Annotated in this window: 16 protein-coding genes; 2 read left to right on the plus strand and 14 right to left on the minus strand. The window is 73.1% G+C overall.

Features of this window, described 5'->3' with window-relative positions; all coding sequences use genetic code 11:
* Nucleotides 1-124 precede the first annotated feature (124 nt).
* The 6 genes from FZ103_RS26105 to groES form a co-directional block, all read right to left on the minus strand.
* Nucleotides 125-1009, minus strand: coding sequence for a lytic murein transglycosylase (locus FZ103_RS26105; RefSeq protein ID WP_186356716.1), 885 nt, complete (start codon nt 1007-1009; stop codon nt 125-127).
* Between the two features lie 202 nt (nt 1010-1211).
* Complete coding sequence (locus FZ103_RS22695; RefSeq protein WP_156004162.1) at nt 1212-2318, minus strand: GuaB3 family IMP dehydrogenase-related protein; 1107 nt, start codon at nt 2316-2318, stop codon at nt 1212-1214.
* A gap of 192 nt (nt 2319-2510) precedes the next feature.
* Nucleotides 2511-4004: an IMP dehydrogenase gene (guaB, locus tag FZ103_RS22700; protein WP_156004009.1), complete on the minus strand. Its 1494-nt coding sequence runs from the start codon at nt 4002-4004 to the stop codon at nt 2511-2513.
* 587 nt (nt 4005-4591) lie between these two features.
* A complete protein-coding gene (locus tag FZ103_RS22705) occupies nt 4592-5215 on the minus strand; it encodes a sigma-70 family RNA polymerase sigma factor (protein ID WP_186356717.1) in 624 nt (207 codons plus the stop codon).
* Nucleotides 5216-5407: 192 nt separating this feature from the next.
* Nucleotides 5408-7021, minus strand: coding sequence for a chaperonin GroEL (gene groL, locus FZ103_RS22710; RefSeq protein ID WP_156004011.1), 1614 nt, complete (start codon nt 7019-7021; stop codon nt 5408-5410).
* A 99-nt stretch (nt 7022-7120) separates the two neighbouring features.
* Complete coding sequence (groES, locus tag FZ103_RS22715; protein WP_186356718.1) at nt 7121-7432, minus strand: co-chaperone GroES; 312 nt, start codon at nt 7430-7432, stop codon at nt 7121-7123.
* Between the two features lie 193 nt (nt 7433-7625).
* Between groES and FZ103_RS22720 the strand changes: the two genes are divergently transcribed.
* Both FZ103_RS22720 and FZ103_RS22725 read left to right on the plus strand, forming a co-directional pair.
* Entirely contained in the window at nt 7626-8897 is a 1272-nt protein-coding gene (locus FZ103_RS22720; protein ID WP_186356719.1) for a class I SAM-dependent methyltransferase, read from the plus strand.
* Nucleotides 8898-9293: 396 nt separating this feature from the next.
* Nucleotides 9294-11411: a hypothetical protein gene (locus FZ103_RS22725; RefSeq protein ID WP_186356720.1), complete on the plus strand. Its 2118-nt coding sequence runs from the start codon at nt 9294-9296 to the stop codon at nt 11409-11411.
* A gap of 923 nt (nt 11412-12334) precedes the next feature.
* On the opposite strand, the gene tsaD is transcribed toward FZ103_RS22725, so the two are convergent.
* The 8 genes from tsaD to FZ103_RS22765 form a co-directional block, all read right to left on the minus strand.
* Nucleotides 12335-13372, minus strand: a complete 1038-nt coding sequence (gene tsaD / locus FZ103_RS22730; RefSeq protein WP_156004015.1) for a tRNA (adenosine(37)-N6)-threonylcarbamoyltransferase complex transferase subunit TsaD — start codon at nt 13370-13372, stop codon at nt 12335-12337.
* The gene (gene rimI, locus FZ103_RS22735) at nt 13372-13965 is read right to left on the minus strand and encodes a ribosomal protein S18-alanine N-acetyltransferase (protein ID WP_343233664.1); all 594 of its coding nucleotides are present in this window, start codon (nt 13963-13965) and stop codon (nt 13372-13374) included. The genes tsaD and rimI overlap by 1 nt, the downstream gene beginning before the upstream one ends.
* Nucleotides 13953-14627: a tRNA (adenosine(37)-N6)-threonylcarbamoyltransferase complex dimerization subunit type 1 TsaB gene (tsaB, locus tag FZ103_RS22740; RefSeq protein ID WP_186356722.1), complete on the minus strand. Its 675-nt coding sequence runs from the start codon at nt 14625-14627 to the stop codon at nt 13953-13955. The genes rimI and tsaB overlap by 13 nt, the downstream gene beginning before the upstream one ends.
* An 11-nt stretch (nt 14628-14638) precedes the next feature.
* The gene (gene tsaE / locus FZ103_RS22745) at nt 14639-15169 is read right to left on the minus strand and encodes a tRNA (adenosine(37)-N6)-threonylcarbamoyltransferase complex ATPase subunit type 1 TsaE (protein ID WP_156004175.1); all 531 of its coding nucleotides are present in this window, start codon (nt 15167-15169) and stop codon (nt 14639-14641) included.
* A 129-nt stretch (nt 15170-15298) separates the two neighbouring features.
* Nucleotides 15299-16423, minus strand: a complete 1125-nt coding sequence (gene alr, locus FZ103_RS22750) for an alanine racemase (protein WP_156004017.1) — start codon at nt 16421-16423, stop codon at nt 15299-15301.
* Nucleotides 16424-16588: 165 nt separating this feature from the next.
* Nucleotides 16589-17053 (minus strand): SRPBCC family protein, encoded by a 465-nt coding sequence (locus FZ103_RS22755; RefSeq protein ID WP_156004019.1) that lies wholly within the window; start codon nt 17051-17053, stop codon nt 16589-16591.
* 114 nt (nt 17054-17167) lie between these two features.
* A complete protein-coding gene (locus FZ103_RS22760) occupies nt 17168-18142 on the minus strand; it encodes an NUDIX hydrolase (RefSeq protein ID WP_156004021.1) in 975 nt (324 codons plus the stop codon).
* The gene (locus FZ103_RS22765; protein ID WP_394350134.1) at nt 18135-20162 is read right to left on the minus strand and encodes an RNA degradosome polyphosphate kinase; all 2028 of its coding nucleotides are present in this window, start codon (nt 20160-20162) and stop codon (nt 18135-18137) included. The genes FZ103_RS22760 and FZ103_RS22765 overlap by 8 nt, the downstream gene beginning before the upstream one ends.
* Between the last annotated feature and the right edge of the window lie 254 nt (nt 20163-20416).

Raw genomic sequence — 20416 nt, forward strand, 5'->3', positions numbered from 1 at the left:
ACACGCCCGGGCCAACCCGCCTGGCGCGCGCCTGTATCGCGGGCCGCAGGGGCGGGCGGTGCCGCACACCCGCTGCCGATCCGTACCGGACCCGCCCCGGCCGCCCCGGTGCGGCTCCCGTGCCTCACACCGCGTCGGCGGCGGCCCTGGCGTAGCGGTCGGCGGCCTCCAGCACGTCCTCGCCGTAGCTGCGGGACTCGTTGTAGGTGAGGATGGCATCCCACCAGCCGCTGTCGCTGGTGAGGTCGCGGTCCTCGGCGCACAGGTAGCGCGCCGCGGCCAGGGCGGCGTCGTCGATGTCGTGCGGGTCGGCCGCGCCGGAGGAGTCGGCGTCGGTGCCCCACCGGTCCCACGTGCTGGGGATGAACTGCATGGGCCCGACCGCGCGGTCCCAGCGCTCGTCGCCGTCGAGGGATCCGCCGTCGGTGTCGGAGATCGCGGCGGTGTTGTCGGTGCCGTCGAGCGGGATGCCGATGACGTCCTCGGTGGTGCGCCCGTCGGAGCCGATCTCGCCGCCGGCGATGGTGCCGTGGTCGGACTCGATCGCCCCGATGCCCGCCAGCGTCGGCCACGAGATCAGGCAGTCGGGCTGCTCCTGCATGAGGGTGAGCTGAGCGCGCGCGTAGCCCTCCAGCGCCCGGCGCGGCACGCCCGTGGCCTCGGAGACGGTGTCCAGCCACTGCGGGCTGGGGTCGGCGATTCCAGCGGCGGCGTCGGGCGAGGGCCGGTCGTCGGCCGGCGGTGCGCTGCGGGCCGCAGAGCCCGCCGCCCCGGTACCCGGGACGGTGTCGATGCTGCCCGCGGCCTGGTCCGGGCCCGGCGGCAGCTCGGGTGCCGGCGCCGGTTCGAACGTGCCGACGATCCCGGCCACTCCCGCCGCCACCCCGAGGGTCGCGACCACCGCTGCGCCGGCAGCGGCGGCCCGCTTCCAGGGGGCGGGGCTCGGTGAGTCGCCGGATGAGGCGGAGGGGGCCTCGGAATCGATGACGGGGGGACCGCTCACGGACACCTCATTAACGTCGCGGAAACGATCAGCCGGATTGACGTGTGTCGGCTGGGCGCATGGGGCGCCGACGTGATAGTGCACCCGATCATCGGGGACCGAGTCAACTACCCGCCCGTCGCCGCAGCTCAGCGCGCTGCCGCGACGGCGCGGACGCGCCCGGCCGGGCCACCCGGCCGGGCCACCCGGCCGGGTCGCGCGGCCGGTGTCAGCGGTGGGGGTTGACCACGACCTCCACGCGCTGGAACTCCTTGAGGTCGCTGTAGCCGGCGGTGGCCATGGTGCGGCGCAGCGCGCCGGTCAGGTTCATCGAGCCGTCGCTGGTGGCGGAGGGACCGTGCAGGATCGACTCCAGTGAGCCGATGGTGCCCACCTGCAGCCGCTCGCCGCGCGGCAGCTCGCCGTGGTGGGCCTCGCTGCCCCAGTGGTAGCCGCCGCCGGGCGCCTCGGCGGCGCGCGCCAGCGGCGAGCCGATCATGACGGCGTCGGAGCCGCAGGCCAGCGCCTTGGCGATGTCGCCGGAGCGGGTCATGCCGCCGTCGGCGATGACGTGCACGTAGCGGCCGCCCGACTCGTCGAGGTAGTCGCGGCGGGCGGCGGCGACGTCGCCGATCGCGCTGGCCATGGGCACCGACACGCCCAGCACCGAGCGCGTGGTGTGGCCGGACCCGCCGCCGAAGCCCACGAGCACGCCCGCGGCGCCCGTGCGCATCAGGTGCAGGGCGGCGGTGTAGGTGGCGCAGCCGCCCACGACCACGGGCACGTCCAGCTCGTAGATGAACTGCTTGAGGTTCAGCGGCTCGGCCCGCCCGGAGACGTGCTCGGCGGAGACGGTGGTGCCGCGGATGACGAACAGGTCGACCCCGGCGTCGATGACCGCCTTGTGGTACTGGGCGGTGTGCTGGGGCGAGAGGCGGGCGGCGGTGACCACGCCGGCCTGGCGGATCTCCTCGATGCGCCGCCCGATCAGCTCCTCCTTGACCGGCTCGGCGTAGATCTCCTGCAGCCGCTGGGTGGCGGCCTCGTCGCCCAGCTCGCGGATCTCGGCCAGCAGCGGCTCGGGGGACTCGTAGCGGGTCCACAGCCCTTCGAGGTCGAGTACGCCCAGCGCGCCCAGCCGCCCCATGGCGATCACGGTCTCGGGCGAGGCGATGCTGTCCATCGGGCTGCCCATCAGCGGCGTTTCGAAGCGGTAGGCGTCGATCTGCCAGGTGATCGACACCTCCTCGGGGTCACGGGTGCGGCGGGCCGGCACGATCCCGATCTCCTCGAGTTCGTAGGCGCGCCGCCCGTTCTTGCCGAGCCCGATCTCCAGCTGAGCCAACGCTTGGGTCCCCTCTCGCGTGCTTCACCGGCTGCGGATGCGAACCGCCGGCGGATACCAGCGGCGAGTTTACCGCCGCGCCGCCGCCGCGCCCCGCGACCGCGGCACCCGCTCCCGGATCCCGGCCGTGCGCAGGGCCCCGCGGTCCGAGCGGTCCCGCCGACGCGCCGGCCGACGGCCGCCTCAGCGGCGGCCGTGGTAGTTGGGGGCCTCGACGGTCATCTGGACGTCGTGGGGGTGGCTCTCCTTGAGGCCGGCCATGGTGATCTGCATGAGCTGCCCGTGCTCGCGCAGGTCGTCGACGGTGCGCGCGCCCGCGTACCACATCGACTGGCGCAGCCCGCCGATGAGCTGGTGGGCCACCGCCGACAGCGGCCCGCGGTAGGGCACCTGGCCCTCGACGCCCTCGGGGATCAGCTTCTCCTCGGTGGCGACGTCGGCCTGGGAGTAGCGGTCCTTGGAGAAGGAGCGCCCGCGCATAGCGCCCAGCGAGCCCATGCCGCGGTAGGTCTTGTACTGCTTGCCGTTGATGAAGACCAGTTCTCCGGGGCTCTCCTCGACGCCGGCGAGCAGGCTGCCCAGCATCACCGTGCTCGCGCCGGCCACGATGGCCTTGGCGATGTCGCCGGAGAACTGCAGCCCGCCGTCGGCGATGACCGGCACCTGGGCCGGGCCGGCGGCCTTGGCGGCCTCCATCACGGCGGTGACCTGCGGCGCCCCCACGCCGGCGACCACGCGGGTGGTGCAGATGGAGCCCGGGCCCACGCCGACCTTGACCGCGTCGGCCCCGGCGTCGATCAGCGTCTGGGCGCCCGCGCGGGTGGCGATGTTGCCCGCGACGACGTCGGCGGAGGAGTTGGCCTTGAGCTTGGCGACCATCTCGGCGACACCGGAGGAGTGGCCGTGCGCGGTGTCCACGACGATGAAGTCGGCGCCGGCCTCGACGAGCGCACGCGCGCGCAGCTCGGAGTCGTCGCCGACGCCCACGGCCGCGCCGACCACCAGGCGGCCGTCGGCGTCCTTGGTGGCGTCGGGGAACTGCTCGCTCTTGATGAAGTCCTTGACGGTGATCAGCCCGCGCAGCCGGCCCCGGGCGTCGACCAGCGGGAGCTTCTCGACCTTGTTCTCGCGCAGCAGCCGGAACGCGTCGTCGCGGCTGACCCCCACCGGCGCGGTGATCAGCGGCATCGGGGTCATGACCTCGCGGACGGGGCGCTCGCGGTTCAGCTCGAAGCGCATGTCGCGGTTGGTGACGATGCCCAGCAGGCGGCCGTCGTCGTCGGTGACGGGGGCGCCGGAGATGCGGTAGTGGGCGCTGAGCGCCTCGACGTCGGCGAGGGTGTCGTCGGGTTTGCAGGTGACCGGGTCGGTGACCATGCCCGCCTCGGAGCGCTTGACCAGGTCGACCTGGGAGGCCTGGTCCTCGGCGGAGAGGTTGCGGTGCAGCACGCCGGCGCCGCCCTGGCGGGCCATGGCCACCGCGGTCCGGGCTTCGGTGACCGTGTCCATGGCGGCCGAGAGCAGCGGTATGCGCAGTTCGATGTTGCGCGAGAGCCTGCTCGTGGTGTCGGCCTCGCCTGGTTGCAGGTCCGAGTAGGACGGGACCAGCAGTACGTCGTCGTAGGTGAGCCCCGGCGGCAGCACCTTGCCGCCGTCCCCCGTGAAGAGCTGCGTCATGTTTCTTCCCAACCACTCGCGCGTGTTGTTTCATCCTAGGGCGCGCTTAAGAGCGGTGGGGGCGCCGTTTTTCAGGAACCCACCGGGCACCGCCCGGGGCGGCCACCATCGTTGTTGCGGCAATGGGCGCGGTTCGCGAAGCGTGTCTGGCAGCTTGCCGCCGAGCGCACGCAGTCCTTCCCCGGTGGAGCCGCACCACCGGTGGCGGGCCTCCGGCGCAATAGCGCGCCGTGCGCTCGGCGGCAAGCCGGCTCTGAACAGGTACGTGGCGCGAAGCGCCTCCGTTAGGGGCGGTGGCGGGTGACGGGCACGATGAACTCGCGGCGCGTCAGCGCCTCCGTTAGGGGCGGTGGCGGGTGACGGGCACGATGAACTCGCGGCGCGTCAGCGCCTCCGTTAGGGGCGGTGGCGGGTGACGGGCACGATGAACTCGCGGCGCGTCAGCGCCTCCGTTAGGGGCGGTGGCGGGTGACGGGCGGGCGCTACGCGCATCACAGCCCCATTGCCGCAACCGCTGTGGTCCCCGGCTCCGGTGGTTCCCGGGGGGTTCCTCGGCGGCGGGACGCGCAGCCCTGCGCACGCGGGCCTCAGATCAGCCGGTTGGCCGTTGCGACCTTGCGCAGACGGGCGAGGGCGCGGTGCTGGGCCACGCGCACGGCGCCGGGTGACATGCCCAGGGCGTGGCCGGTCTCGTCGGCGGAGAGGCCGGCGATGACCCGCATCACCAGCAGGCGGCGCTGGGGCTCGGGCAGTTCGTCGAGCAGGGCGCGCGCACGCTCGGCCTCGGCCGTGCGGACGGCCGACTCCTCGGGGCCGGGATCGCTGTCGGGGCAGTCGGGCACGGCGTCGGTGGGCACGTCGGCGCGGGTGGAGCGGCGCAGCGCGTCGGCGACCTTGTGGGAGGCGATCTTGAAGACGAACGCCGCGAACGGGCGCCCCTTGTCCTCGTAGCGGGGCAGCGCGGCGAGCAGCGCGATGCAGACCTCTTGGGCCACGTCGTCGGAGTAGTGCACGTAGCCGGAGACACGCGAGAGCTTGGCGCGGCAGTAGCGCAGCACCATGGGGCGGACCTCGCGGATGAGGGAGTCCACCGCGCCGTCGTCGCCCTGCACGGCCAGCGAGGTCAGATAGTTCAGTTCCGTCTCGTTCGCTCTGCGCAGGGCCTCGGCTCGGCTCGCGAGCGCGCCCCCCGCTGCGCGTAGATCCGTCACGTATCGCATCATGCCCCGCAGCGCGGGTTTACACGTCACCGACCGCGGCTACAGAATGATCACATTTGGCGGAAAAGCCCGATACGTGGCGCGCGTTGCCTGCCGAAAACCGGGGTCCGATGATAGTGAAAACCCCGCGCCCGCAGGGCTGCGGGCGCGGGGTCGAAGGCTCAGAGCCGAGCTGGAAGCGGGTCAGTGGCCGTGGCCGTGCCCGTGGCCCTCCTCGGACTCCTCTTCCTCGGGCTTCTCCACGACCAGCGCCTCGGTCGTCAGCAGCATGCCGGCGATGGAGGCGGCGTTCTGCACCGCGGAGCGGGTGACCTTGACGGGGTCGAGGATGCCGGCCGCCATCAGGTCGCCGTAGGAGTCGGTGGAGGCGTTGTAGCCCTGCCCCACCGGCATCTCGGCGATGCGGTAGGTGACCACGTAGCCCTCGGCGCCGGCGTTCTCGGCGATCCAGCGGGCGGGCTCCACCAGGGACTGGCGCACGATCTTGACGCCGGTGGCCTCGTCGCCGCTGAGGCCGAGGTCGTCCAGCTCCGCGGCGGCGTGCACCAGCGAGGCGCCGCCGCCGGCGACGATGCCCTCCTCGATCGCGGCGCGGGTGGCCGAGATCGCGTCCTCCAGGCGGTGCTTCTTCTCCTTGAGCTCCACCTCGGTGGCCGCGCCCACGCGCAGCACGGAGACGCCGCCGGCCAGCTTGGCCAGGCGCTCCTGCAGCTTCTCGCGGTCCCAGTCGGAGTCGCTGTTCTCGATCTCCTTGCGGATCTGGTTGATCCGGTCGTCGACCTCGCTCTGCTCGCCGCCGCCGTCGACGATGGTGGTGTCGTCCTTGGTGACGGTGACGCGGCGGGCGCTGCCCAGCACGTCGACCTCGGCGTTCTCCAGGGTCAGGCCGACCTCTTCGGCGATGACCTGGCCGCCGGTCAGGGTCGCGATGTCCTGCAGCATGGCCTTGCGGCGCTCGCCGAAGCCGGGGGCCTTGACCGCGGCGACGTTGAGGGCGCCGCGGATCTTGTTGAGGACCAGCGCGCCCAGCGCGTCGCCCTCGATGTCCTCGGCGATGATCAGCAGCGGCTTCTTGGCCTGGACGACCTTCTCCAGCAGCGGCAGGAGATCGTTCAGGTTGGAGATCTTGCCCTGGTTGATCAGGATGAGCGCGTCCTCCAGCACCACCTCCTGGCGGTCCTGGTCGGTCACGAAGTAGGGCGAGACATAGCCCTTGTCGAACTGCATGCCCTCGGTGAAGTCGAGGTCGAGGCCCATGGTGGGGGCCTCCTCGACGGTGATGACACCGTCCTTGCCGACCTTGTCGAAGGCTTCGGCGATCATGTCGCCGATCTGGGCGTCCTGGGCGGAGTTGGTGGCGACGTAGGCGATGTCCTCGCGCTCGCCGACCTCGCGGGCGCGCTCGACGAGCACGTCGGCGACCTTCTTGGCGGCGGCGTCGATGCCCTTCTTCAGCGACATCGGCGAAGCGCCGGCGGCCACGCTGCGCAGGCCCTCGCGGACCAGGGCCTGGGCGAGCACGGTGGCGGTGGTGGTGCCGTCGCCGGCCGCGTCGTTGGTCTTGGTGGCGACCTCCTTGACCAGCTGGGCGCCCAGGTTCTCGTACGGGTCGTCCAGCTCGATCTCACGGGCGACGGTGACGCCGTCGTTCGTGATGGTGGGGGCGCCGAACTTCTTGTCGATGACGACGTTGCGGCCGCGCGGGCCCAGCGTCACCTTCACGGAGTCGGCGAGGCGGTCGACACCGCGCTCGAGTGCGCGCCTGGCTTCGTCCTCGAATTCCAGGATCTTGGGCATGGTGAGCTTCCCCTGTCCGTACAGCTACGGCGGATGTGAAAACCGCCCCGCCCGGCAGCGTGCCGGCCGGGGCGGGAGGTTGCTTCGAGAGTCGAGGTCCTACTTCTCGACGACCGCGAGCAGGTCGCGGGCGGAGAGCACCAGGTACTCCTCGTTGTCGTACTTGACCTCGGTGCCGCCGTACTTGCTGTACAGGACGACGTCGCCGACCTTGACGTCGAGCGGGATGCGGTTCTCGCCCTCGTCGTCCCAGCGGCCGGGGCCCACCGCGAGAACCTCGCCCTCCTGGGGCTTCTCCTTGGCGGTGTCGGGGATGACAAGGCCGGAGGCGGTGGTCTGCTCGGCTTCGAGGGTCTTGACGACGACGCGGTCCTCAAGCGGCTTCAGCACAGTCTTGGTGGCGGTCGACACGGTTGTGACCTCCCCCTTCAGGTTCGATCCATCGAAACGGCATGCTTGGTAAAGGGGCGACCACGGCGGCCTGCCGTCGCGGGTGCCAGACCGGCCTCGTCGCGATTAGCACTCTACCTTTGAGAGTGCCAGTATGGAACATTAGTCGGGCCCTGAGGGCGCGTCAAACAACAGGTCACAGGGGGACGTTGTGGTGTCCAGCGGGCAAACCGCGGCTGACGCGGCCGCGGCCTTCGCCGCCCTGTCCACCCCCGCGGGCCGCCGGGTGCTGACCGCCGCCGGCTCGGCTCCCGCCGACCCGCTGAAAGCCGCCACCGCGCTGCGCCGCGAAGCCGAGGAGGCGCTCGCGGCCGCCGCCGCGGACCGCGCCCCCGACGTGGCGCCCGCCGACCTCGCCGCGGCCGCGCTGACCCAGGCGCGGCTGCGCGAGCGGGCGCGCGGGAAGTTCGGCGAGCGCGCCGGGCGGATGTTCTTCACCTCCCCCGGGCTGGAGCAGGCCACGCGCCGCTCTGTCACGGCCTACCGCGCGGGGCGGATGGCCGCCGCACTGGGACCGGGGGCACGGGTGGCCGACCTGGGCTGCGGAATCGGCGCCGACGCGATCGGCCTGGCCGAGGCCGGCCTCACGGTGGACGCGGTCGAGGCCGACCCGCTGACCGCCGCCGTCGCCGCGGCCAACGCCGAGGCGCTGGGCCTGTCCGAGCGCATGCGCGTGCGCGAGGGCGACGCGGCGGCCGTGCGCCCCGAGGACTACGACGCCGTCTTCTGCGACCCCGCGCGCCGGACGACGCGCGGGCGGGTCTTCGACCCCGACGCCTACTCCCCCTCCTGGGACGCGGTCACGGACCTGGCCGCGCGGGCGCCGGCGTCCTGCGTCAAGGCCGCTCCCGGCATCCCGCACGAGCGCATCCCCGCACAGGCCGCCGCCGAGTGGATCTCGGTGGACGGCGAACTGAAGGAGACGGCGCTGTGGCAGGGCCTGGCCGAGGCGCGGCCGCGCCGGGCCGCCGTCCTGCTGCGCGGCGACGGCTCGGCCCCGGCGGTGCTGGCCGAGGACCCCGGCGCCCCCACCGCGCCGGTGGGCCCGCCGGCGCGCTACCTCTACGAGCCCGACAACGCCGTGGTGCGCGCGCACCTGGTGGCCGAGGCGGCGGCACGGGTCGAGGGCGCGCTGCTCGACCCCGATATCGCCTACATCACCTCCGACCGACTCGTCGCCACACCGTTCGCCCGGGCCTTCGAGGTGCACGAGACCATGCCGTTCTCACTCAAGCGGCTGCGTTCCGCACTGCGTGCCAAAGACGCGGGGTCGGTAACGATTAAGAAACGCGGATCGGCCGTGGACGTCGACAAACTGCTCCGCGACCTCAAGCCGAAGGGCTCGGAATCCGTTGTCGTGGTGCTCACCCGGGTGGGGGATCACCCGTTGTGCCTGCTGTGTTCCGAGGTCACGGCTTTGCCGTAGACACACCGCACCAATCGGGCAATGCGGAACTCCCGCATCAGGGGTGACTAAGGCCGCGATCAGTACTAGCGTGACGCAGCAAGACCGGTCATGCCGCATTCCGCCATCTTTGCCACTTGAACACGGTGAACGAGGCTCATGTCGTTAAACTGATCCCCGCTGAATCCCTTCCTCCCTGTCCTGGATTCCACCGGCGACGCGCCAGGGTGGTCGGCGACCGCCGATTCGCCTGCACTCCCTCCGTGCCTCGAATGTCACCCTGCGTGCTCGCCGCACCTCCGTACGTTGCGGCGGCTCGGCTGCGCCCGCCCCTCGGCGCCGTGCCGGTGATCCGGGAGCAAACCGCCCATCCACGGCCGAAACGGGTGGGGGCGCCAGATCTTAAGGAGCACCTCGGTGGAACAGACCAACCACAACTTCCTCAACGGGGGAGGTCAGACCGGGATCTCCGACCGCATGCGGGACCTGCTCTCACGGGCCGCGCAGGACCAGATCTCCGAGCAGAAGTCCCAAGGTGCGGTCAACGAGGAGATGCGCCAGCGCCTGGAAGGCATGGAGTGGCTGCTGCGCGAGTTCCGCGAACGCGAGTTCGCCACGCTCGCGGAGTCGGTCGCCGGCGTCCAGGCCCGGGTCGACGAGCTCTCCTCGCGTCCGCCGGAGTGGGCCGAGACCCTGGCCGAGCACATCGCGCTGGTCGGCGAGCGCGTCAAGCCGCTGGCGGAGATGTCCGCGCTGCGGGCCGACATCCGCACCATCACCGGCCACCTCGACACCGCGCTGTCGCGGCTGCAGGAGCTGTCGGAGTCCGGCGAGCAGACCTCCGGCCGCATCGACGCGCTCGCCCAGCGCATCGAAGGACTGGCCGCCGGCGCCGAGGCCCGGTTCGGCCGCATCGACGAGGCCGTCGAGGGCCTGAGCACCGGCACGCAGGAGCTGCGCGAGTCGCTGTCGGCGATCACCGAGCGCCTGGAGTCCCAGCACGACAGCGCCATGGGCGCCGCCGCCGAGCGGCACGAGGCCGTCACCGCCCAGCTCAGCGAGGGCCGCGAGGCCCTCACCACGGCCGTCGAGCAGGGCCGCGCCTCGATCGAGCGCGCGGTGTCCGAGGGCCGCGAGAGCCTGGCGGCCGCCATCGGCGAGAGCCGCGAGGGCATCGAATCGGCCCTGCGCGAGCAGCAGACGGCCCTCAGCGGCAAGCTCGACACCACCGCCGAGTCGCTGCGCGGCGCCACCGAGCAGAGCCGCGACGCCGTGACCGGCGCCCTGTCCGAGGGCGTCGAGCGGCTCGACACCGCATCCCGGGAGCGCACCGGCGAGCTGCGCGAGGGCATCGAGCGCCTGGACGGCCGGGCCACCGAGCACCACACCGAGGTCACCGCCCAGCTCAGCGAGAGCGTCGCCCGGCTCAGCAGCCAGGCCGAGGAGAACCACGTCGAGGCCACCGCCGCGGTCGCCGACGCCAACAGCGCCGTGGTCAAGCTCGCCGAGTCCACCGAGGAGCGCCTGGGCGACATCCGCGCCCACGTCCGCGACCGGCTCGCCGAGTTGCACGAGCAGCTGGAGCTGCACCGCTCCGAGCTGCGCGAGCGCGACGACCAGCACCGCACCGAACTGGCCGGCAAGCTCGACGAGGCGGCCCAGGGCCTGCGCGCCAAGACCGAGGAGGACCTGGCCGCCACCACCGCGGCGCTGTCGGAGCTGCGGGGCACCGTCGAGGAGCGCACCGGCGAACTTCGCGAGGCCGTCGACGCCCGCATCGGCGAGCTGCGCGGCGCCGTGGACGAGCGCATCACCGCCCTCCAGGAGCAGGGCGACGAGCGCCACGGCGCGCTGACCACCGCCGCCGAGGAGCAGCGCGCCGCCGTCGACGCCCGGCTGGAGCAGGCCCGCCAGGAGCTGGCCGAGCGGGTGGACCGCCACCTGGAGGCCATCAACGGGCAGTTCGAGCACGGCCTGGGCCGCCTGACCGACCGCTTCGACACCTTCGAGGGGCACTTCGAAGGCAGCTTCGAGGGCGTCGAGGGCAAGATCGACGGGGTCAGCGGGCGCCTCGACGGCATCGAGGGCCGCGTCAACGGCGTCGAGGGCCAGTTCGAGGGGATCAACGGCCAGATCGACGGGGTCGACGGCCGGCTGGAGGCGGTGGACGACCGCCTTGAGGCGCTCAACCAGCGCTTGGCCCAGCTCCCGGCCACCCTGGAGTTCAGCGAGGTGCACCGCCGCCTCACCGAGCTGCTGGAGCGCCCGGTCATCGACCCCACCGAGAAGCTGGAGGGCCTCGACGGCCGCCTCAAGGAGGGGCTGGACCCGCTGCTGCGCGAGGTGCAGGCCCGCCCGGACCGCCACGAGTTCGACGAGGCCATCACCGAGGCCGTCGAGACCTCCCACGACGACATCACCAAGCGCCTGGCCGCCCTTGAGGAGACCATGCTCGCCCTCGCCGAGGCCCTGCTGCGCCCCGGCCGCGACGGCAAGAAGAAGCGCCGCCACGACGAGGACGACGAGGACGAGTAGGCCGCAGGGCGACCGGCAGGGCTGAAGGGCGGGGCGGGAGTCCGTCGGGGCTCCCGCCCCGCCCTTGGTTTGTGCTGAGGGGGCCGCGCCGGCCGACCGCACCGATTGCCGCGGCCGCAGTGGTTTCCCGTGCCGGTGGTTACCGCAGCCGCGGCCCCCGCCCCACCGTCGCGACGTCTCAGACAGGGCCTACATCCTGTTTAAGAAGCCGGACACCACAATGGCTGCGGCGATGGTGCCGGATTGCGCGAAGCGCCCACCCGTCACCCGCCACCGCCCCAACCGAGGCGCTTCGCGCCACGTACCTGTTCAGAGCCGGCTTGCCGCCGAGCGGGAGCACCTTTGCGTCGGAGGCCCGCCACCGATAGTGCGGCTCCACCTGGGAAGAACCGCGTGCGCTCGGCGGCAAGGAAACACGTGACGCGCAGCGTCTCCGTTGGGGTGGCGGCGGGCTGACGGGCGGGCGGGCCGCGCTACGCGAACCGCGCCCATTGCCGCAACCCCGATGCTCACCGCCCCAGGTGGTACCCGGTGGGTTCCTCTGCCCTGGCGACAGGAGGAACCCTCCGGGGACCACCCAGGGCGGGCACCACAGCGGCTGCGGCAATGGGGCTGAGATGCGCGAATCCCACCCGTCACCCGCCACCGCCCCTAACGGAGGCGCTTCGCGCCACGTACTTGTTCTGCGCCGGCTTGCCGCCGAGCGGCGGTGCACCCTTCCCTCGGATCCCCGCCACCGGTGGTACGAATCCGCCTGATGAGTTCAGCGTGCGCTCGGCGGCAGGCAAGCAGGTGACGCGAAGCGTCTCCGATGGGGCGGTGGCGGGCTGACGGGCGGGCACGTGACGCGAAGCGCACCGATTGCCGCAACCCCGATGGCGGCCGCCCGCACCGCGGACGGCCGCCGTTCGTGGTCTGCCTGCCTACGCCGCCAGCGGGCGGTCGACCGGCAGGGAGGTGTCCGTGGCCAGGTTCAGGCTGGAGGGGGGCAGGTCGGCGGCCACCACCTCGGCTCCCAGGGCGGCGATCATGGCGCCGTTGTCGGTGCACAGCCGCGGCCGGGGCACGCGCAGGGTGACGCCGGCGTCGGCGCAGCGCTCCTCGGCCAGGGCGCGCAGGCGGGAGTTGGCCGCCACGCCGCCGCTGATGACCAGGTGCTCCACGCCGTGCTCCAGGCAGGCGTCGACGGCCTTGCGGGTGAGCACGTCGACCACCGACTCCTGGAACCCGGCCGCGATGTCGGCGACCGGCAGGTCGCGCCCGTCGCGCACACCGTCCTCCACCCAGCGCGCCACGGCCGTCTTCAGCCCGGAGAAGGAGAAGTCGTAGGTGCCGTCACCCCACTTGCCGCGCGGGAAGCGGATGGCCCGGTTGGCCTCGCGTGCGGCGCGGTCGATGGGCGGGCCGCCCGGATAGGGCAGCCCCAGCAGCCGCGCGACCTTGTCGTAGGCCTCGCCCGCCGCGTCGTCGACGGTGTCGCCCAGCGGGGTGACGTCGGTGGCCAGGTCGCGCACCAGCAGCAGCGACGTGTGCCCGCCCGAGACCAGCAGCGCGATCGTGGGCTTGGGCAGCGGTCCGTGCTCCAACTGGTCCACGGCGACGTGACCGACCAGGTGGTTGACGCCGTAGAGCGGTTTGCCCAGCGCCATGGCGTAGGCCTTGGCGGCCGAGACGCCCACGAGCAGCGCGCCGGCCAGGCCCGGTCCGGCGGTGACCGCGATCGCGTCGACGTCGGCGAGGGTGAGCCCGGCCTTGTCGAGGGCGCGGTGCACGGTCGGGGTCATCGCCTCCAGATGCGCCCGGCTGGCGACCTCGGGCACGACGCCGCCGAAGCGGGCGTGCTGGTCGACGCTGGAGGCGACCTCGTCGCTGAGCAGCTCGCAGCCGCGCACCAGCCCGACCCCGGTCTCGTCGCACGAGGTCTCGATCCCCAGGATCAGGGGCAGCTCCGCCGCACTCATCACAGCCTCTCCTCGTCGCCGCCGGCTCCGTCGTCCGGCTCCGTGAACTCCAGCACTTCGCCTTGCTCGCCCCCGCCCGTGCGCGCGATCGCGGCCGCCGGCGCGGAGCAGCGCATGACGATCGCGTCGACGCCGTCGCGGTAGTAGCCGCGCCGGACGCCGATGTCGGTGAAGCCGAACCTGCGGTAGAGGTCCTGGGCGCGCGGGTTGTCCGAGCGCACCTCCAGGAAGATCTCGTGCACCCCGCGGGTGTAGGCCTGGCCGAGCAGCTCGCGCAGCAGCGCGGTCGCGATGCCGCGGCCCCACCACTCCCGATCGACGGCGATCGTCTGCACGTCCCCCTCCGGCGGGACGGCCCGCAGGCCCGCGTAGGCCACGACGGGGCCGCCGGAGGCGCCGTCGCCGGATTCCGACGCCGGGCCGCCGCCGGGGCAGGCGACGACGTAGTGCCGGGTGGGCTCGGCGAGCTCCGAGCGCATCATGTCCTCGGTCCAGGCGTCGTCGGGGAACAGGGCGCGCTCCAGCTCCATCACGGCCGGTACGTCGAACTCGCTCATGGGCCGCACGCGGAAGCCGGGGTTCACGCCTGCCACTGGCGCACCTTCTTCGGCGCGCCCGGCTCGGCGGCGTCCGGGCGGCGCAGGTAGAGCGGGCGGGGTTCGGGCAGCGGCTCGCCGGCGGCCAGCCGACGCAGCGCCACCTCGCCCAGCGCCTCGGCGCGGGGGTAGTGGGGCTCGGCGTCTGCGGCCTGGGGCCCGAAGACCTCGGCGTAGAGGTGGGCGCCGTGGCCGATCACCGGCAGGCCCGCGGTGTCCACCGCCGCGGGGCGGTCGACGGCGATGTCGGAGTCGCGCGTGCAGGAGTCGGCGTAGCGCGCCCAGAAGACCTCCTTGCGCCGGGCGTCGGTGGCGGCGACGAAGGGCTTGTCGCGTCCCGAGGCGCAGGCGAGCGCGTCGAGCGTGGCCACGCCGTGGCAGGGGATGCCCAGGGCCTCGGCCAGGGCGTGCGCGGTGGCCAGACCCACGCGCAGGCCGGTGTAGGGGCCGGGCCCGATGCCTACGGCGACGTGGGTGAGGTCGGTGAAGGCGGCGCCGGCCTGCGCCAGCACGTCGCTGATCTGCGGACTCAGCAACTCGCCGTGATGGCGGGCGTCCACGGTGCAGGCGGCGGCGCGCACCCGCACGCCGTCGTCGCCGGCCTCGCAGACGGCGGTGGTGATGGCCGGGGTGGCGGTGTCGAAAGCCAGTAGGAGCACGGTCGTTCAGCCTATTCCAGGGCGAGGTCGGCCCAGCGGGCGCCGATGCCGGTGAGCGTGATGCCGCGGGTGTCGTCGGGGCGGCGCGCGATCGTGATCTCCAGCCGCTCGTCGGCGAGGTGCTCGGCGAGCCCTTCGCCCCACTCGATGACGGTCACCGACTCGCCCAGTCCGGAGTCGAGGTCGAGGTCGTCGAGTTCCTCGGCGCCGCCGAGGCGGTAGGCGTCGGCGTGCACGAGGGAGGGGCCGCCGGTCTCGGAGGGATGCACGCGGGCGATGACGAAGGTCGGCGAGGTGATGGGGCCGCGGGCCCCCAGCCCCTCGCCGATGCCCTGGGTGAGGGTGGTCTTGCCGGCGCCCAGGGGCCCGCTGAGGATCAGCAGGTCGCCGGGGTGCAACCGGGCGGCGATGCGGCGGCCCAGCGCGCGCATCGCGGTGTCGGTCTCGGCGGTGACGAAGGCGGTGTTCGCCGCGGCGTCCGCGGTGCCGGCGTCCGTGCCGGTGCCGGCCGCCGCTGCGGCGGCGCTGGTGGTCTCGGTCATGGGCTCGCAGGTGTCTGGGTCTGATGCGGCGGTGGATCCGTCCACGTATCCAGGGTAGGCCGGTCGGAGCACCGGCGCTGACGCGTCCACAGGAGCCGCCCGGGTGCGTGGACGGCTCGGCGGCCCGATTTACGGGGCGCCGTCGTAGACCCGCGGGACGCGCGGGGAGATGCGGGTGACGATCTCGTAGGGGATGGTCCCCAGCACCTCGGCCCAGTCCTGCGCGGTGGGTTCGCCGTGGTCGCCCGGGCCGAAGAGCACCGCCTCGGGTTCGTCGCCGAGGGTGTCGTCGCCGAGGTCGACCATGAACTGGTCCATGCACACGGTGCCGGAGACGGTACGGCGCCTGCCGCCGATGAGCAGCGGGCCGGTGTTGGTGGCGGCCCGGGGGATGCCGTCGCCGTAGCCGAGCGGGACCAGCGCCAGGTTCGCCGGCCTGTCGGTGGTGTAGCGGTGCCCGTAGGAGACGCCGCTGCCGGCGGGAACGCGCTTGACCAGGGCGACGGCCGCGCGCAGGGTCATGGCCGGGCGCAGGCCGGTGTCGGCGAGGCCGGGGATGGGGCTCAGCCCGTAGCCGGCGATGCCCGGTCGCACCAGGTCGAAGTGGGTCTCGGGCAGGGTGAGGGTGGCCGCGGAGTTGGCCAGGTGGCGCACCTCGGGGTCCAGTCCGGCCTTCTCGGCGATCTCCAGCGCCTCGTGGAAGGCGGAGATCTGGGCGGCGATGGAGGGGTGGCCCGGCTCGTCGGCGCAGGCGAAGTGGGAGAACACCCCGGCCACGCGGACGAGCCCCGCCGCCTCGGCGCGCGCGGCCGCCGCGACGGTCTCGGGCCACTGCTCGGCGGTGAGGCCGCCGCGGTTCAGCCCGGTGTCGGCCTTGAGGTGCACGCGCGCGGGGCGGCCGGTCTCGCGGGCGGCCGCGGCGATGTCGGCGATCAGCCCCGGGGCGCTGACGCCCAGGTCGACGTCGGCGGCGACGGCCGCCGCCAGTGGGGCGCGCGGCGGCAGGATCCAGGCGACGACGGGGCAGGTGAACCCCGCCTCCCGCAGCTCCAGCGCCTCCTCGATGAAGGCGGTGCCCAGCCACTCGGCGCCCCCGGCCAGCATCGCGCGGGCGGCGGGAAGCATGCCGTGGCCGTAGCCGTCGGCCTTGACCACACCCATGACCGCGGCGCCGCGTGCGCGCCGCGCCAGGGCGGCGATGTTCTCACTGATCGCGCCCAGGTCGACGCGGGCTTCGGCGAACGAGGATGGCATGCTTCAAGTCTGGCACGCCGATCCGACCGCGGCGCGCCCATCGGTGCAGCGTGCTGCGGGCGCGGTTCCACCCGCCGACCCCTGCGCGGGTTCGGCGGCGGGCGGGCCGCGCGGCCCCGGTGTTTCCGGCGCCGAGGCTCCCGGCGGGGGCCCGGTCGGCCGGAGCTACTCCGAGCCCTCGGAGGTGTCCTTGTCCGGCGTGCCCTCCTCGGCCAGGCGCTTGAGCCGGGGCAGGGTGCGCTCGATGCCGCGGGCGTTGCGGGCCGGGTAGCCGACGAGGACGTAGAACAGCGTCCCCCGCGAGTAGTCGAAGGTCTCGGTCACGCGGGTGGTGCCGTCCTCCAAGGGCTCCAGCCGCCAGCGCCAGATGTGCGGGCCGACGTGGCGCCAGGCGATCAGCCTGTTCTCCTCGTACTCCACGACCCGGTTGGCGGTGCGGTAGGACAGGCCCATGCGCATGTCCATGCCGAAGGTCGAGCCGGGACCGAGCCGCTCGCCGGGTCCGCGTGCCTGCTGCACGGTGCCGGAGCCGTCGAACTCGTGGTGGCGCCGGGGGTCGCTGACGATGCGGAAGATGCGCTCGGCGGGGGCGTCGATCACGACGCTGCGCGATACCTGATGCTTGGCCATACCGGCATCATTCCACCCACGTCCGGCGCCGGTTCGCCTGCCCGACGTCCGCCTCCGCCCGTCCGCTCCGACCCTCCCTTCCGACGTGGCCGGGGGCCGTCGGCGGGCGCGCACTCACCCGCGGACGCTGTGGCGCTCGACGGCGGCCAGGCGCAGGTCCGCGCGGGAGAGGTGCAGCACCCAGAAGGTTCCCTTGCGCAGGGACAGCTGCTGGGAGACCGGGGCATCCAGGCGTTCCAGCGCGGCGCGCATCAGGCGGGGCACCAGCTCGCCGTGGGTGCACACGACGGTGGGCACGGCCTCCTCGATGAGCGCGGTGAACGCCTCTCGCGCGGCCTCGGTGTCGAAGACCGTCTCCGCACCGGCGGTCTGGGCGGTGAAGGCGCGCTCGGTGCGCACCTCGACCCCGCCGGCCACCGCGTAGGCGATCATCGTCTCGGTGCAGCGCGCGGCCGCCGAGCTGACCACGCGCGGGGCTCCCAGGGAGGACAGCACGCGGGCCAGCTCGCGGGCGTCGCCGCGGCCGGTCGCGTCGAGGGGGCGCAGCAGGTCGTCGTCGTCCCAGGAGCCCTTGTCGCCGGCCGAGGCGTGCCTCAGCAGGATGAGCGGGAACGTCTCGGCCGGCCCGCTGGCGAAGTTGTCCAGCACCTGGATGTCGTGGCCGTAGGTGAGCCGGCGCCGCGCCCGGGCGAGGGGGAGCCACTCCACCGCGTCGATCTCGTCGCCCGGCACGAAGTCGGACTCCCCCGAGGCGGTGGCGGCCCACCACTCGACCTGCTTGGGCCAGCCGTCCTTGAGGTAGCGCTGCGGCGGCAGGCGCCGCCCGAGCACGGGGTGCAGGCCCGTCTCCTCGGCGACCTCGCGCACGGCCGCGGTGAGCAGGTGCTCGCTGTTCTTCACCTTGCCCTTGGGCAGGCTCCAGTCGTCGCGGTCGGGCCGGTGCACCAGCGCGACCTCGCACGCGGTCGGGTCGCCGCGCCACAGCACGGCGCCGGCCGCGCGGATGGGCTCCAGGTAGCCGCCGGGCGCGGTGTCGCGCGGCGGGAAGGCGCTGGTGACGGTGATCGGGTCGTCCGGGTGTTCAGCCATCGACGGCCCGCAGGCGGCGGTCGCCGCGCAGAGCGCTCTGCAGCTCCAGGGGCCTCTCGCCCGCGGTCCCCTGGGCGGCCCGCTGCCAGGTGCCGTCGGGCGCCATCCGCCACGAGGCGGTGCCGTCGGCCATGGCCAGGTCCATCAGCTCCACCAGGCGGGCGCGCTGTCCGGGGTCCTCGATCCGGATGAGCGCCTCGACCCGCCGGTCCAGGTTGCGCGGCATGAGGTCGGCGCTGCCGATCCACACCTGCGGTTCCCCTCCGTTCTCGAATACGAAGATCCTGGAGTGTTCCAGGAACCGTCCGAGGATACTGCGCACCCGGATCGTCTCGGAGACCCCCTCCAGGCCCGGCCGCAGTACGCAGCTGCCGCGCACCCACAGGTCCACGGGCACTCCGGCGCGCGAGGCCGCGTAGAGGGCGTCGACGATCTCCTCGTCGACCAGCGAGTTGACCTTGATGCGGATGCGGGCGGGCGCGCCGCGCTCGTGGTTGTCGATCTCCCGGCGGATGCGCCGCATCAGCCCGTCGCGCAGCCCCGAGGGCGCCACCAGCAGCCTGCGGTACTCGGACTTGCGGGAGAAGCCGGTGAGGTGGTTGAAGAGGTCGCTGAGGTCCTCGCCGACCTCGGGTTCGGCGGTGAAGAGGCCGAAGTCCTCGTAGACGCGCGCGGTGCTGGGGTTGTAGTTGCCCGTGCCGACGTGGCAGTAGCGGCGCAGGACGCCGTCCTCATCCTGGCGCACCACCAGCGCGAGCTTGCAGTGGGTCTTCAGGCCGACGACGCCGTAGACGACGTGGCAGCCCGCCGCTTCGAGCTTGCGCGCCCACACGATGTTGTTGCGCTCGTCGAAGCGGGCCTTGATCTCGACGAGGACGACGACCTCCTTGCCCGCGGCGGCGGCGTCGATGAGGGACTCCACGATCGGGGAGTCGCCGCTGGTGCGGTAGAGGGTCTGCTTGACGGCGACCACCCGGGGATCGGCCGCGGCCAGGGCCAGGAACCGCTCGGTGGTCGTGGTGAACGACTCGTAGGGGTGGTGGACCAGCAGCTCCCGGCTGTGCACGGCGTCGAAGAAGCCGTCCTGGGCGAGGGCCTGCGGCTCGGCGGGCACCACGGGCGGGTAGCGCAGCTCCGGGCGCGGCAGGTCGGCGATCTGGTCGAGTCCGGCGAGGTTGAGCGGTCCGGGCACGCGGTAGATCTCGCGCTCCTCGGCGCCCAGCTCGCGGCGCAGGATGGCCAGCACGTCGTCGGAGATGGTCTCCTCGACCTCCAGCCGGACGAGCGGGCCGAACCGGCGCCGCAGCAGCTCGTTCTCCAGCGACTGCACGAGGTCGTCGGTCTCGTCCTCGTCGACCTCCAGGTCGGCGTTGCGGGTGACGCGGAAGGCGTGGTGCTCCAGCACCTCCATGCCTTCGAAGAGCACGGGCAGGTGCCCGGCGACGACGTCCTCGGTGGGCACGAAGCGGTCGCCGCCCAGGTCGATGAACCGGGGAAGGGCCGAGGGCATCTTCACGCGGGCGAACGTGGTGTGGCCGGTCCGCGGGTCGCGGACGGTGACGGCCAGGTTGAGCGAGCGCCCGGAGATGTAGGGGAAGGGATGGGCGGGGTCGACGGCGAACGGGGTGAGCAGCGGGTAGACCGAAGCGTGGAAGAGGGACCGCATGCGCTCCCGCTCCCCGGTGTCGAGGTCGTCCCAGCGGACGATGCGGATTCCGGCCTCGACCAGGGCCGGCGCGACCGACTCGTGGAAGCAGCGCGCCTGGCGCAGCATCAGCCCCCGGGAGACCTCCGAGACGTTCTGCAGCAGGTCGTCGGGGTGGTGCCGGGTGGCGGAGGTGACGGCCACGCCGGTGGCCAGGCGCCGCTTGAGCCCGGCGACGCGGACCATGAAGAACTCGTCGAGGTTGCCGGAGAAGATCGACAGGTAGCGGGCGCGCTCCAGCAGCGGGATGTCGGCGTCTTCGGCCAGCTCCAGCACCCGCTGGTTGAAGCGCAGCCAGCCCACTTCGCGGTCCAGGAAGCGATCGGCGGGCAGGGGTTCGCTGTTTTGTCCCGTAATCACCGATTCCGCAGTCACGGTCGCAGACTCCCCCATCCCCCTGAACGGGCTCCGGCCGCGCGGTGTCCGCCCGGTAACACCGCCCGGATCGCCGCAGCGCCGGTGCCCGCCGTCCGCCTGATGCCGTCCTTGTTCCCGCTCAGGGCGGCGCGGACTCCGGCATGACCGTCACCGGCCCGCTTCTCCGGCATATCGGGTGGCATCGGGCGAGG

The sequence above is a fragment of the Streptomonospora sp. PA3 genome (genome assembly GCF_009728995.1).
Classification (GTDB): domain Bacteria; phylum Actinomycetota; class Actinomycetes; order Streptosporangiales; family Streptosporangiaceae; genus Streptomonospora.

Bases quoted from the DNA above. Each gene is read 5' to 3' on its own strand.
- alr (WP_156004017.1), bottom strand. From the start codon at position 16,423: ATGCCATCCTCGTTCGCCGAAGCCCGCGTCGACCTGGGCGCGATCAGT.
- FZ103_RS22760 (WP_156004021.1), bottom strand. From the start codon at position 18,142: ATGGCTGAACACCCGGACGACCCGATCACCGTCACCAGCGCCTTCCCG.
- groL (WP_156004011.1), bottom strand. From the start codon at position 7,021: ATGCCCAAGATCCTGGAATTCGAGGACGAAGCCAGGCGCGCACTCGAG.
- FZ103_RS22755 (WP_156004019.1), bottom strand. From the start codon at position 17,053: ATGGCCAAGCATCAGGTATCGCGCAGCGTCGTGATCGACGCCCCCGCC.
- guaB (WP_156004009.1), bottom strand. From the start codon at position 4,004: ATGACGCAGCTCTTCACGGGGGACGGCGGCAAGGTGCTGCCGCCGGGG.
- tsaE (WP_156004175.1), bottom strand. From the start codon at position 15,169: ATGACCGAGACCACCAGCGCCGCCGCAGCGGCGGCCGGCACCGGCACG.
- tsaD (WP_156004015.1), bottom strand. From the start codon at position 13,372: ATGAGTGCGGCGGAGCTGCCCCTGATCCTGGGGATCGAGACCTCGTGC.